Origin of the sequence: Pseudonocardia sp. Ae717_Ps2, from assembly GCF_001932475.1 — a bacterium.
In the GTDB taxonomy this organism is placed as follows: domain Bacteria; phylum Actinomycetota; class Actinomycetes; order Mycobacteriales; family Pseudonocardiaceae; genus Pseudonocardia.
On sequence record NZ_MCIS01000001.1, the window covers coordinates 5771043 to 5783937 of the forward strand.

A 12895-nucleotide genomic window follows, 5' to 3' on the forward strand; every position below is an offset into this window, starting at 1 on the left:
GTGGGGTGATCGTAGGGCTCAGTAGGTGAGGCTCGGCAGCAGCAGGCCCGCCACGACCGCCACCACCGCGATGCCGGCCAGGGCGAGCAGCAGCACCACCCGGCCGGTCACCGACCATGCGCCGGCCCTGGCGCGCAGTGCGGTGACCACCCCGGCCGCCGCGACGGGCACGCCCAGCACCCCGATCCACTGGAGCACCTGGAGCCCGCGCAGCACAGGGAGCGGCACCTCGCCCAGCGACGCGATCGTGAGCACCGAGACCACCCAGCCCGTGAGCGCGACGAGCGCCGCGAGCGCCGCGGCCCGGGTGAGACCGTGGGCGACCCGGTCGGCCCGCGGCCGGGTCGCGACGACCACGCCGTACCGGCGGCGCCACAGGGCCCCCGCCGGCCGGGCGACGAGCGCACCGAGGAGCACCGCGACCGAGCCGGCCAGCACCGTGCCGAGCAGCGTCGCGTCACGCAGCGGGCCGACCGGCAGCTCGGTGAACGCCGCATCGTGGCCCAGCGCGGTGACCCGGCCGTCGGCGTCAGTGCGCACGGTCAGCAGCCGCTGCCCGCCCACCTCCCGCCACAGCCCGGGCCGGACCTCGGCGTAGGCGGCGGGGCGGACGTCGTTCGGGGCGGGCGAGACCAGCAGCGTGCCGTCCGGCCGAGCCGCCACGCGCATCTGGGCCAGCAGGTTCATCGCCCCCATGAAGGTGCTCTCCGACCGCCGGGCCGACTCGTAGGTCCCCGCGATCGCGGCGGCCCTGGCCGGGGTGCCCGCGTCCGGAGCCGGTGCCGGGCCCGCCGGACCGGGGAGGTAGCGGTCGGTGAACCCCTCGGTCACCGCCCGCCGCAGATCCAGGGTGTCCGCGCCGCCGCGACCGCTGCTGTTCGTCGTGACGAACACGCCGATCCGCTCGGCCGGGTACAGCTGCAGGTGCGAGTGGAACCACTGGGTGTCGCCGCCGTGGCCGAGGACGAGGTGGCCGTTGCGGCTCTCGTCGAACAGCCCGAGTGCCATCCGCGGGCCGTCGGCGAGCGCGCCGAGGGTGTCCGGGCCCAGCGCCGGGCGCTGCATGAGTGCCCACGCGGCGGGGGAGAGCAGCGGGGTCGAACCGGGTGCGCCGAGCAGGGCCGAGGCGAACCGGCCCATGTCGGCGGCCGACGCGCTCAGCGACCCCGCCGGGGCCGGGCTGACGAACTCGAACGGCATCGGCGGGGCGTCGACGCTGGTGTGGCCGTCCGACATCGTCGCGGCGGCGGCCGCGGGCAGCGGCTGGTCGAAGGTCGCGGTCGTCATCCCGGCGCGGTCGAGCACCTCGCGCTGCACGTACCGTTCGAAGGGCTCGCCGGTGACCCGCTCGACGACGTGCCCGGCCAGGCCGTAGCCGTAGTTGGAGTACGACGGCACGGTGCCGGGGGTGCTGACCTGCTCGGGCGGGTCGGTGGCGAGGAACTCCCGCAGCGACGGGCCACCCGGCCCGGTGCGGATGAGCCCGCGGATCTGCTCCTCGAAGCCCGCGGTGTGGCTCAGTAGGTTCCGCAGGGTCACCGGGCCGCGGGGCATCGGCACGTCGATGTCGAGATGGCGGCGGACGTCGGCGTCGAGGTCGACGAGGCCGCGGTCGGCGAGCTGCAGCACGGCGACCGCGGTGGCCACCTTCGACACCGACCCGACCCGGAACAGCGTCCGGCCGGGATCGACCGGCGTGCCCGGTCCGGCCGAGCCGTAGCCGCGGGCGGCGAGCACATGCCCGTCCCGTACGACGGTGACCGCGGCCCCGGCGATCCCGCTCCGGTCGAGCGCGGCGGGGACGAGGCCGTCCAGCCAGGCGCCGACGTCGGCGGCGGTGAGCGGGGCGGTCGGGACGGCCGTCCGCGGAGCCGGGTCGGGGGCCGGTGCGGCCGGGGCCGCACAGCCACCGACCAGGGCCGCGACCAGGAGGACGAGCAGGGCGACGGTGGCGGCGCTGCGGCGGGGCGGGCCGCCGGTCCGGCGTGCGGTGATCATGTCGTCGAGCCTCGCCGGAACGGGCCCCCGGCACATCGGGCGCAGGTCGGCACTGCGGCCTACGACCTCCGACGGAGACGGCTCTTCCGCACCCGCGGCCCGATCCGGGACCATGTCGCGCCATGGGAGTCCCGGAGCAGGTCCGCACGCAGCTCGCGACCTGGTGCACCGAGCAGGTACCCGACGGCGAGAGCGACCGGCGCCGGATCGCCTACACCACCGCCGGCAACACCGTCACGATCCTCGACCGGCGGCCGCCCGCGTTCCCGGAGCTGGGTGCGGCATGGTCGTCGACGGCACTGGCGCAGCTGCGGGTCGACGACCCCGGGCCGGGCAGCTGGACGCTGTACCGCGTCGCCGACCCCGGCTCGGGGCAGCGCTGGCAGCCGGCGGGGCCGCCGGACACCGACCCGTTCGTGCTGCTCGCGCGGGTCGCCGAGACGCTCCGCGCGAGCAGCTGACGCTCAGTCGTCCCGGCCGCCCGTGACCGCCGGGCGCGGGCCCGGTGCCATGGCCGACGGCGTCGACGGGCGGGACGGCTCGTCGTCGTGCGGGGTCGTGTCCGACCCGCGCGGGGCCGGGCGCGGCGCGGGCACCGACGGGTCGACGGTCTCGTGGGCGCCTGCCTGTCCGGCCTGCACCGGGACGGTGACCGGGACCTCCGGTGCCTCCGCGGCCGTCCGGGCGGCGGGGACCGACGGCAGCGGCGGCACGACCGGGGCCCCGGGGCCCGGCCGCGCGGCGGCGGTGCGGTCCCCGGTGCCGCGCAGGAACCGCGCCGAGGCCTGGTTCAGCACCTCGAGCAGGGTCGTCCCGGACGAGGCGGCCCGCGGCTCGTCCCCGACGACGGCGAGCATCCGCGGCGCCGCCGCGGTCAGCAGCAGCCCGTCGGCCTGCATCGCGCCCGCACCCAGCACGACCACCAGGTCGGCGGTGTCCGCCGGGGGCAGCGCGCCGAGGACGTCGTCGAGGGGCTCGCAGACGACCAGGCCGAAGCCGGGGACGCCACGGCCGGCGTCGGCCGCCCAGGTCTCGGCGAGCTGCGGGTGGGTCCGGGCGAGCTCGCCGAGCAGCCGGTCCAGCTCGTCGCGGTCGGCGACCTCGCGCCGGGCACGGTCGAGCTCTTCGAGCGCGTCGGCGTAGGCCTGCGGGTCGTGTGCCCGCAGCGCGTCCACGACGGCGTCGTGCTCCGGCGCCCGTGCCCCGTAGGGCACCCGGTCGGCGCAGGTGGCGGCCAGGCGTTCCAGCTCGTCGGCGGCCTCGGCGGGGTCGCCGTGCTCGTCGTAGTCGACGATCGCGCGGGCGACCCGCTCGGCGGCGGCCAGGTCCGGCACCGAGACCGGGGAGTCCTGCTGCAGGAACAGCACGTCGTGGCGCAGCGCGCCGACCGACCGGGCGGTCGCCGCCACCCGGTCCAGGGTGTCGGTGAGCGCGGGCAGCTCGGAGGGGTCCCGCGGGATCGGCAGGCCCAGCACCGCGCACAGCCGCGCGATCTCGTCGTCGCGGCGCGCCAGGTCGAGGTGCCGGACGATCGCGACCACGTGGTCGTAGGTCTGCGGGGCCTCCCCGCCGACACGGAAGCGGCGCAGGTGCGGCTCGGCGTCCTTCTGCTCCTGCGGGCGGAAGTAGGACCGGGTCCGGCCGCCGGAGTCGAGGAAGTCCAGGTAGCGGCGGACGACGTCGGCGCCGCCCTGGGGCAGCGGCTCCACGATCTCGACCGTGGGACCGGCGGCGTGCCGGGCGCGGTCGTCGCGCTGGCGGGCCGCGTGCCCCTGCAGCGCCTCGAACTCGGCGCGCAGTCCCTGGTGGACCAGCCGACCGACGACCTCGCGCAGCCGGTCGGCGTCCGGGGCCGCGGCGATGGCCTCCAGCGAGCCCAGGACGCACCGGGAGACCTGGGTGACGGCCCCGCGCCGGGCGGCGTCGAGGTCGCGCAGCAGACCGGGAACGATCCGGGCCTCGCCGGTCTCGGCGCCGGCCACGACCCGTGCGGCCCGCTCGCAGCAGCCCGCTACGTCGGCCGGGTCGGGCATGCCGTCGGAGTCGGGGAGGCGCTGGCCGCGCCGGGCGGTGCGGTCCGCGCCGACCCGGGCCAGCAGGCGGCGCAGCCGCTGCAGCTCGCGGACCGGCAGCTCCGGGAACGAGGTGGCGACCCGGCCCTCCACGCTCACCGGCAGCGAGTCGTGCACCGCGGCGACCCGCTCGGCGGACGCACCGGTCAGCAGGACGCGCATGCCGTAGCCGGTCAGCTCGGCCAGCGCCCTGGCGAGCTCGCCGGGGCTGCTGTCGGAGAGCACGACGAGCGGCTCCTCGGCCACCACGCCGAGCAGTGTCGACGGGTGGGCGGGGTCCTCCTCGGAGCGCGGCGGGGCCGCGGCCCCCAGCGCGGTCGACAGGGTCCGCAGACCGGCCGGCACCCGGCCGGCGCGCAGTTCGGCGGTGATCCGCGCCGCCGCCGCCCGCGGTGCCCCTCCGCCGCGGCCGGCCGACGCCAGCCCTTCGACGAACGCGACGAGCGCGTCGATGTCCGTGTCCTCGGACACCCGGACGTCCAGCATCTCGTCTCACACCTCCGCCGTACCCGTGTCGTCGCCCCGGGGACGACGTTCACGGTGTGTATCGCCGTGGACGGCCCGGTGTTCCGCCTCCGCCGTGATCGTCCGGCCGGGACCGGCCGGCCGCCGTCACGAGGAGCGACGGAGCCGTGTCCCGTTCGGGGTACACGGCGGGTGCGGGATCGCCGTTCGGACGTCCCCGATTTCCCGCGAAAGGCTACCGGTCAGGGCTCTACGCTGGGCCGATCTCGTCGAGACCGGGCAACGTCGCCCCTTTCGGCGTCCTTCGCTGTCCACACTGAGCGACCGAGGCAGTTCAAACACTGCCCCATCGGAGTGAATTTAGAGGTCGCGCGGATTGATCACAGCTGGGTCGCGGCCGGGTGTCGATGGTGAGGGGCGGGCACGGGCCTGTCGATCATGAAGTTGTTGACTCTTCGTGATCGTCTGGAGGCCGCGTGCCCGCCCTGCCATCATGGTTGACCGAGCCGTTGTGGGACCAGTTCGCCGCGCTGCTGCCGCCCCGGGTCGAGTTCGATCCCACTCATCCGTGGGGCTGTCACCGCCGCCGGATCGCGGATCGGGTCGTGTTCGACAAGCTCCTGCAGGTGCTGCGGTTCGGCTGCCCGTATCAGGGCGTCTCCGACAGCACCTGCTCGGCGACCACCATCCGCGATCGCCGTGACGAGTGGATCCGGCTCGGGGTCTTCGCCCAGCTACGCCGGATCGCCCTGGACGCCTACGACCGCATCGTCGGCCTGTTGCTTGACGACGTTGCCGTCGACGGCGCCATCACCAAGGCCCCCGGCGGCGGTGAGGTCGCCGGACCGTCACCGGTTGACCGGCGTAAACAGGGCATGAAGCGATCGGTGCTCGTCGAGGGCCATGGCATCCCACTGGGCCGGGTCCTGGCCGGGGCACACCGCCACGACTCCCCGCTACTGGGCCCCACTCTCGACCACCTCGACGCTCTCGGCCCGCTGCCCGACGACATCACCGTGCACCTCGACGCCGGCTATGACTCCGGTAAGACCCGCGACACACTCACCGAACGGGGCCTGCACAGCGAGATCGCGCGCAAGGGCGAGAAAGCACCGATCCAGGCCACCCAACGCTGGCACATCGAGCGCACCAACGCCTGGCACAACAGCTTCAACCGGCTGCAGCGCTGCTACGAACGCCGCGAAACCGTCGTCGACGCGTTCTTCGACCTCGCCGACACCATCATCACACTCCGTAGCCTGATCCGGCAGGCCTGGACCACGCACCGCTGGGACAGCCGACCACACCGCCGCCCATGATCATCCATCAATCCGCGCGACCTCTTACCCGATCAGCAACAGCGGGCGGAGGGAACACGGTCCTGGCGGTCGGTCCGCTCCCGCCAGAACTCGCGCTCGCCCAGCACCGGCGCACCGGGGTGGTGGGCCGCCCGATGGGCCAGGTACCGCTCGTAGTCGCGCTCCCCGGCGAGCTCGCGCACGAACGTCCAGAACGCCCGGAGCCGGCTCATCCGGAGTCCCCGGCCCTGGCGAGCGCGCGTTCGGAGCGGGTGGGGATCAGCCCGGCAGGGGCCTGGATCCGGGACTCGACGTACGGGTCCTCGGAGCCGCCGGGCAGCGGGCGTCCGCGCAGCGCGGCGACCCACACCCGGACCGAGTCGGCCAGGACGATCACGATGAGCAGCGCGAACAGGGCGGTGAGCACGGTGTCGACGGTCGTGTTCACCACCACCTTCTGCATGGCCTCGACGGTCCTGGCGGTGCCCAGGCTCGTCTTCCCGGCGTCGAGCGCGGCCTGGTACTGGTCGCGCTGGGCCCAGAACCCGAGCTTGGGGTTGTCGGAGAAGATCTTCTGGTAGCTCGCGGTCAGGGTGACGACGGCGTCGAACACCAGCGGGACCAGCGTGATCGGTGCGTAGCGGGCACGGCCGGAGCGGATCAGCAGCGTGGTGCAGACGGCCAGTGCGACGGCGGCGAGCAGCTGGTTGGCGATGCCGAACAGCGGGAAGAGCTGGTAGATGCCGCCCAGCGGGTCGTTGACGCCGGCGTAGAGCAGGTAGCCCCAGGCCCCGACGATGACGGCGCTGCAGATCCAGGCGCCCGGCCGCCAGCTGGTGTCGCGGAAGCGCGGCACCACGTTGCCGATCGTGTCCTGCAGGATGAAACGTCCGACGCGGGTGCCTGCGTCCACCGTGGTGAGGATGAACAGCGCCTCGAACATGATCGCGAAGTGGTACCAGAAGGCGCGCATCGCGTCGCCGCCGAGCACCTGGGAGAACACCGTCGACAGCCCGACGGCCAGGGTCGGCGCCCCGCCGGAGCGGCCGACCAGTGTGTGCTCCTCCACGGCCTGCGCGGCCGCGGTGAGGTCGGCCGGGGAGATGGTGAACCCGATCTGCGCCACCGCGGCGGAGGCGGTCTCGACGGTCGGCCCGAGCACCGTCGCGGGCATGTTCATCGCGAAGTAGAGGCCGGGGTCGAGGATGCAGGCCGCGGCCAGCGCCATGATCGCGACGAAGGACTCGGTGAGCATCGCGCCGTAGCCGATGACCCGGATCTGGGACTCCTTCTGGATCAGCTTCGGCGTCGTGCCCGAGGCCACCAGGGCGTGGAACCCGGACAGGGCACCACAGGCGATGGTGATGAAGACGAACGGGAACAGCGAGCCCGCCGCGACCGGGCCCTGCCCGTCGGAGGCGAACCGGGTCAGCGCGTCCATCTGCAGCGACGGCCAGGCCAGCAGGATCGAGGCGGCGAGCAGCACGACCACGCCGACCTTCATGAACGACGACAGGTAGTCGCGCGGCGCGAGCAGCATCCAGACCGGCAGCACCGAGGCGGCGAAGCCGTAGACCACCAGCGCGAGGGTCAGCTGGTTCGCGGTCAGGTGGAAGACCTCGCCCCAGGACGAGTTCTGCACCCAGCCGCCGCCGACGATGGCCAGCAGCATCAGCGCGACGCCGAGCACCGAGACCTCGATGATCTTCCCCGGGCGCAGGTAGCGCAGGTAGAAGCCCATGAACAGGGCGATCGGGATCGTCATCGCGAGCGAGAACGTGCCCCACGGCGAGTCGGCCAGGGCCTGGACGACGACCAGCGCCAGCACCGCCAGCAGGATCACCATGATGGCGAGGACGGCGACGATGGCCGCCGTCCCGCCGACCGGCCCGATCTCCTCGCGGGCCATCTGGCCGAGGCTGCGCCCGCTGCGGCGGGTGGAGAAGAACAGCGTGACCATGTCCTGGACCGCGCCCGCGAACACGACCCCGACGATGATCCAGATCGTGCCGGGCAGGTAGCCCATCTGTGCCGCGAGCACCGGGCCGACCAGCGGGCCCGCGCCGGCGATGGCCGCGAAGTGGTGACCGAACAGCACCCGCCGGTCGGTGGGCTGGAAGTCCTGCCCGTCGTCGAGTCGTTCGGCCGGTGTGGCGCGGGTGTCGTCCACGCGCAACGCGCGGTGGGCGATGAAGCGGGAGTAGAAGCGGTAGGCGATCGCGTAGGACGCGACGGCGGCGAACACCAGCCAGGCCGCGGAGATCTCCTCGCCGCGGGCGAACGCGACGATCGACCAGGCGATCGCGCCCACCACCGCCACCGCGACCCAGATCGCGATCTGCCTCGGGTCGCGACGACGGGTCGTGCCCGTCCCCCCGGTCCCCGGTTCTCCCGGTCGCTCCGTCGTGACCATGCCGTCCCCCGCTCGTGCACCGTGCGCGACCGACGCCGTCGTGGGGCCGGCCCGATCGGGAACGTTACGTCGGGCAACGTTGCCTGTCACCGGTCCGGGGACACCGTTACCGAGTCTCGACCGGCCGCGTCCTCCCCGATCCGGGGACACCCACCTCACGTACCCGCGCAGGGACAGCACGGAGCCCCCGCACACGACGGTGTGCGGGGGCTCCGTGGGTCTCGCGCGGCCGGGGCCGCGGTGGGTCAGGCGCCGAGGCGCTGCTTCAGGGCCTCGAACTCGTCGCGGATCGAGGTCGGGAGGTTGTCGTCGCCGATCTTGGCGAACCACTCCTCGATCAGCGGGATCTCGGCCTTCCACTCCTCGACGTCGACCGCCAGGGCCTCCTCGACGTCGGCGCGCTCGGCGTCGACACCCTCGATGTCGATCTGGTCCACGGTGGGCACGAAGCCGATGGGGGTGTCGACGGCGGCCGCCGTGCCCTCCATGCGCTGGATGCACCACTTGAGGACGCGGCTGTTCTCACCGAAGCCGGGCCACAGGAAGCGACCGTCCTCGCCGCGGCGGAACCAGTTGACGTAGAAGATCTTCGGGAGCTTCTCGGCGTCGGCGCTCTTGCCGAGGTTCACCCAGTGCGCGAAGTAGTCGCCGACGTTGTAGCCGAGGAACGGCAGCATCGCCATCGGGTCGCGGCGGACCTGGCCGAGGCCGCCGGCCGCGGCCGCGGTCTTCTCCGAGGACATGGTGGCGCCCATGAAGGTGCCGTGCTGCCAGCTGCGGGCCTCGGTGACCAGCGGGATCGTGGTCTTGCGGCGGCCGCCGAACAGGATGGCCGAGATCGGCACGCCGTTCGGGTCCTGCCACTCCGGCGCGACGACCGGGCACTGTGCGATCGGCACGGTGTAGCGCGAGTTCGGGTGCGCGGCGTCGGTGCCGGACTCGGGGGTCCAGTCGTTGCCCTTCCAGTCGGTGAGGTGCTGGGGGTCGCCCTCCAGGCCCTCCCACCAGACGTCGCCGTCGTCGGTCAGCGCGACGTTGGTGAAGAGCGCGTTGCCCTCCTCGATGGTGCGCATCGCGTTGGGGTTGGTCTTCCAGTTGGTGCCCGGCGCGACACCGAAGAAGCCGAACTCCGGGTTGATGGCGTAGAGCCGGCCGTCCTCACCGAAGCGCATCCAGGCGATGTCGTCACCGACGGTCTCGGCGCGCCAGCCGGGGATGGTCGGCTGCAGCATCGCCAGGTTGGTCTTGCCGCAGGCGCTCGGGAAGGCCGCCGCGACGTAGTAGGCCTTCTCCTCCGGGCTGATGAGCTTGAGGATCAGCATGTGCTCGGCGAGCCAGCCCTCGTCGTGGGCCATCGCCGAGGCGATGCGCAGCGCGTAGCACTTCTTGCCGAGCAGGGCGTTGCCGCCGTAGCCGGAGCCGTAGCTCCAGATCTCCCAGGTCTCGGGGAAGTGGCTGATGTACTTGGTCTCGTTGCACGGCCACGGCACGTCGGCCTGTCCATCGGCGAGCGGGGCGCCGATCGAGTGCAGCGCCTTGACCCACCGGTCACCCGCGACGTCGAGCAGCGGGACGACCTGCGCACCCATCCGGGTCATGATCTTCATGGAGATCACGACGTACTCGGAGTCGGTGATCTCGATGCCGATCTTCGGGTCGTCCGAGTCGGTCGGCCCCATGCAGAACGGGACGACGTACATCGTCCGGCCCTTCATCGAGCCGCGGTACAGCTCGGTCATGGTCCGCTTCATCTCGGCCGGGTCGGCCCAGTTGTTGGTCGGGCCCGCGCCGCGCTCGGTCTCGGTACAGATGAAGGTCCGCTCCTCGACCCGCGCGACGTCGTCGGGGTCGGAGGCGGCGTAGAAGGAGTTGGGTTTCTTCTCCAGGCGCGTGAGGGTCCCCGCCTCGACCAGCTGGTCGGTGAGCCGGGTCCACTCCTCGTCCGAACCGTCGCACCACACGACGCGATCCGGGGTGGCCAGCTCGGCGATCTCCTGGACCCAGGCCGCGACGCCCTGGTTGGTGGTCGGTGCCTTGTCGGTGCCCGGAACGGTCGCTGCAGTCATGTCGTCCTGTTCTCCTCGCCGGCCCCGGCCCGCCACCGGGGGAACTACGACGAGCCCGCGACCGGAGTCGGTGACGGGCCCAGACGGGAAAAGGTGGTTTCCGAGGCTACCTGCGAAATAGTGCGCCACCCACGGGTGGAGTTGAGAGGTCAGGCACAGCACCGATCATGTAAATCGATCCAGTACGCGCTGGACGACGGCGATGTCCGCCCAGGTGACAGCCATGTCACACGAACGCAACCTGTTCCCGGTGACAGATTCGCCGACGGTCCGTGACATCGGCACGCACATTCTCGGAGAAACGTCGCCGAAATTCACCCGCAGACCGGAAGCGACCGCTTCAACGCGTTCTCGGAACGCACTTAGGGCTTTCGAGAACGGAAGGGGTCAGCGCACGGTTGCGACGGAGCGCGAGCTCCGGGACCATGATCGGCAGCCGGTGGGCGGTCACCTGCCAGTACCGGGCGCCGGGGTCACCGGCCCGCCAGGCGTCGGCGAGCCGCACGACGGCGTCCGGGTCGATCACCCGGCGCGGCCGGGGCCGCATCCCGCAGCGCTCGCGGACGCCGGCGTCGAGCGCGCGCCAGGCGTCCTCGGCGGTGGTGTGGATCGAGACCTCCGGACGACCCGCGACGGCACCCCCGGCATCCGGGTCCCCGGGGTCGGGTTCCACGACGTCGCCGGGGTGTTCCCCGAGCACCAGGGTGTAGGCGCTGACCACCTCGTACGGCACGGCTGTCTCCCGTGTGGAGTCGGCACCGACGACCGGCACCGATCGTCGGTGCCGGTCGTCGCGGACGAGCCGTAGTGAACCAGCCGGTGCACACCGGATCCGCCGAACGAGCGTCCGACGGGGCCGCGCGTCGCCGGAACCACCCGTCCGGGCGGCCGGACGGTCACCCGTGACCGTCACGGGTGGTCACTCGTCGCTCACACCCCGCGACGAGCGGTCAGTGGCGGGCGCCCGCGGGCTCGGCGTCGGCGTCCACCGCGGAGGCACCGGCCGCCAGGACGTCCCGGTGCGCGCGGCGCAGGCCGAGCCCGGCCGTCACCAGCACCACGGCGACGACGACCGCCGCCGTCCCGGACGCGACGTCCACCCCGTGCACGAACGCCTCCCGTGCGGAGGCCAGCAGGGCCGCGGCGGCGTCGGCGGGCATCGTCGTGGCGACGTCCGCCGCCCCGCCGAGGGTCTCCCCGGCCGAGGACGGAGTCCCGTCGGGGAGCACGACGCCCGCCCGGTACACCGCGGACAGCACCCCGCCGATCAGTGCGGTGCCGAGCACCGCACCGACCTCGTAGGCGGTCTCGGAGACCGCGGCCGCGGCACCGGCCTTCTCCGGCGGGGCGGCCGCCAGGATCGCGTCGTTGGTGACGGTCTCGGACAGCCCGATCCCCGCGCCGATCAGCACCGCGGCCGACATCAGCAGCACGACGGCCGAGTCCACCTGCAGGAACAGGCAGGCCACGTAGCCGGTCAGGACGAGCGCGAGCCCGGTCGCGACGAGCTGGTGCAGCGCGAACCGGCGGGCCAGCCGCGCGGCGGCGAGCCCGGCCACGACCGTCACCACGAAGCCCGGCAGCAGGAGCAGGCCCGCCTGCAGCGGCGAGTACCCGACGACCAGCTGGAGGTACTGGGCGGAGAAGAACAGCAGCCCGGTGAGGCCGAACATGGTGGTGGCGTTGGCCAGCGCGCTGTGCCGCAGCACCGGGCGGGCGAACAGCTCCAGGTCGATCAGCGGGTCCAGGCCGCGCCGCACGCGCCGCCGGTAGTGGGCGAGGAACGCGGTGCCCGCGCCGACACCCACCAGCACCGACGCGACGACGGCGGGGGTCACCCCGCCCGCGGACCCGGCCAGCTTCAGCGCCAGGACCAGCGGTCCCATCGTCAGCAGCGACAGCACCACGCCGACCAGGTCCAGCCGGCCCGGCTCGGTCTCCCGCGACTCCGGCACCACCAGCGGCGCGACGACGAGCAGCAGCGCCATCGGCGGCACGCTCATCACGAAGATCGAGCCCCACCAGAAGTGCTCGAGCAGCAGCCCGCCGACGATCGGGCCGAGCGCCGCGCCCGCGGCGAACCCGGTCGCCCAGATCGCCAGCGCGAGCCTGCGGTGGGTCCGGTCGAGGAACACCGACCGCAGTAGCGCCAGCGTGGAGGGCATCAGCATCGCGCCGAACACGCCGAGCAGGGCGCGCGCCGCGACGAGCTGGGCGGCCGAGGTCGCGAACGCGGCGAGCAGCGAGACCACGCCGAAGCCGGCGACGCCGATCATCAGCAGCCGGCGGCGGCCGATCCGGTCACCGAGGGTTCCCATCGTGACCAGCAGCCCGGCCAGCACCAGCGGGTAGACGTCGACGACCCACAGCAGCGTCGCCGCGTCCGGGCGGAGCGCGGCGGAGAGCTCCGGCAGTGCCACGCCGAGCACCGTGTTGTCGATCGACACCAGCAGCGTGGGGATGGCGAGCACCGCGAGTGCGAGCCAGGCGCGCAGCCCGGGCAGCGGCACCACGTCCGGCCCGCCCCTGTCCCTCGCCGCGCCCCGTGCGCCGACCTCCGGCCGTGACATCGCCGTTCTCCCT

General features: G+C 73.4%; 9 protein-coding genes. 2 read left to right on the forward strand and 7 right to left on the reverse strand.

What is annotated here, in order from left to right; translation table 11 throughout:
- Window positions 1–18: 18 nt before the first annotated feature.
- Window positions 19–1998: a serine hydrolase domain-containing protein gene (locus Ae717Ps2_RS26660; protein WP_075334020.1), complete on the reverse strand. Its 1980-nt coding sequence runs from the start codon at window positions 1996–1998 to the stop codon at window positions 19–21.
- 122 nt (window positions 1999–2120) lie between these two features.
- On the opposite strand from Ae717Ps2_RS26660, the gene Ae717Ps2_RS26665 reads away from it, so the two are divergent.
- A complete protein-coding gene (locus Ae717Ps2_RS26665) occupies window positions 2121–2459 on the forward strand; it encodes a hypothetical protein (RefSeq protein WP_075309341.1) in 339 nt (112 codons plus the stop codon).
- A gap of 3 nt (window positions 2460–2462) precedes the next feature.
- Here Ae717Ps2_RS26665 and Ae717Ps2_RS26670 read toward each other — a convergent pair whose 3' ends face one another.
- Entirely contained in the window at window positions 2463–4556 is a 2094-nt protein-coding gene (locus tag Ae717Ps2_RS26670; RefSeq protein ID WP_075309340.1) for a hypothetical protein, read from the reverse strand.
- Window positions 4557–5011: 455 nt separating this feature from the next.
- Here Ae717Ps2_RS26670 and Ae717Ps2_RS26675 point away from each other — a divergent pair, with 455 nt between their 5' ends.
- A complete protein-coding gene (locus Ae717Ps2_RS26675) occupies window positions 5012–5854 on the forward strand; it encodes an IS5 family transposase (protein ID WP_075329730.1) in 843 nt (280 codons plus the stop codon).
- Window positions 5855–5886: 32 nt separating this feature from the next.
- Here Ae717Ps2_RS26675 and Ae717Ps2_RS26680 read toward each other — a convergent pair whose 3' ends face one another.
- The 5 genes from Ae717Ps2_RS26680 to Ae717Ps2_RS26700 form a co-directional block, all read right to left on the reverse strand.
- Window positions 5887–6066, reverse strand: coding sequence for a YbdD/YjiX family protein (locus Ae717Ps2_RS26680; protein ID WP_060714194.1), 180 nt, complete (start codon window positions 6064–6066; stop codon window positions 5887–5889).
- On the reverse strand, window positions 6063–8246 hold the full coding sequence (locus Ae717Ps2_RS26685) for a carbon starvation CstA family protein (RefSeq protein ID WP_083695407.1): 2184 nt from the start codon (window positions 8244–8246) through the stop codon (window positions 6063–6065). The genes Ae717Ps2_RS26680 and Ae717Ps2_RS26685 overlap by 4 nt, the downstream gene beginning before the upstream one ends.
- A gap of 245 nt (window positions 8247–8491) precedes the next feature.
- On the reverse strand, window positions 8492–10312 hold the full coding sequence (locus Ae717Ps2_RS26690) for a phosphoenolpyruvate carboxykinase (GTP) (RefSeq protein ID WP_075334021.1): 1821 nt from the start codon (window positions 10310–10312) through the stop codon (window positions 8492–8494).
- A gap of 340 nt (window positions 10313–10652) precedes the next feature.
- Window positions 10653–11045 carry a hypothetical protein gene (locus Ae717Ps2_RS26695; RefSeq protein ID WP_075312614.1) on the reverse strand — a complete coding sequence of 131 codons (393 nt, stop codon included), beginning with the start codon at window positions 11043–11045 and terminating at the stop codon, window positions 10653–10655.
- A gap of 217 nt (window positions 11046–11262) precedes the next feature.
- Window positions 11263–12882: an MFS transporter gene (locus Ae717Ps2_RS26700; protein WP_075309338.1), complete on the reverse strand. Its 1620-nt coding sequence runs from the start codon at window positions 12880–12882 to the stop codon at window positions 11263–11265.
- Window positions 12883–12895 lie beyond the last annotated feature (13 nt).

What these genes read in the sequence shown, in the direction of transcription:
- Ae717Ps2_RS26660 (WP_075334020.1), bottom strand. Translation starts at nt 1,998, where the DNA reads ATGATCACCGCACGCCGGACCGGCGGCCCGCCCCGCCGCAGCGCCGCC.
- Ae717Ps2_RS26665 (WP_075309341.1), top strand. Translation starts at nt 2,121, where the DNA reads ATGGGAGTCCCGGAGCAGGTCCGCACGCAGCTCGCGACCTGGTGCACC.
- Ae717Ps2_RS26670 (WP_075309340.1), bottom strand. Translation starts at nt 4,556, where the DNA reads ATGCTGGACGTCCGGGTGTCCGAGGACACGGACATCGACGCGCTCGTC.
- Ae717Ps2_RS26680 (WP_060714194.1), bottom strand. Translation starts at nt 6,066, where the DNA reads ATGAGCCGGCTCCGGGCGTTCTGGACGTTCGTGCGCGAGCTCGCCGGG.
- Ae717Ps2_RS26685 (WP_083695407.1), bottom strand. Translation starts at nt 8,246, where the DNA reads ATGGTCACGACGGAGCGACCGGGAGAACCGGGGACCGGGGGGACGGGC.
- Ae717Ps2_RS26690 (WP_075334021.1), bottom strand. Translation starts at nt 10,312, where the DNA reads ATGACTGCAGCGACCGTTCCGGGCACCGACAAGGCACCGACCACCAAC.
- Ae717Ps2_RS26700 (WP_075309338.1), bottom strand. Translation starts at nt 12,882, where the DNA reads ATGTCACGGCCGGAGGTCGGCGCACGGGGCGCGGCGAGGGACAGGGGC.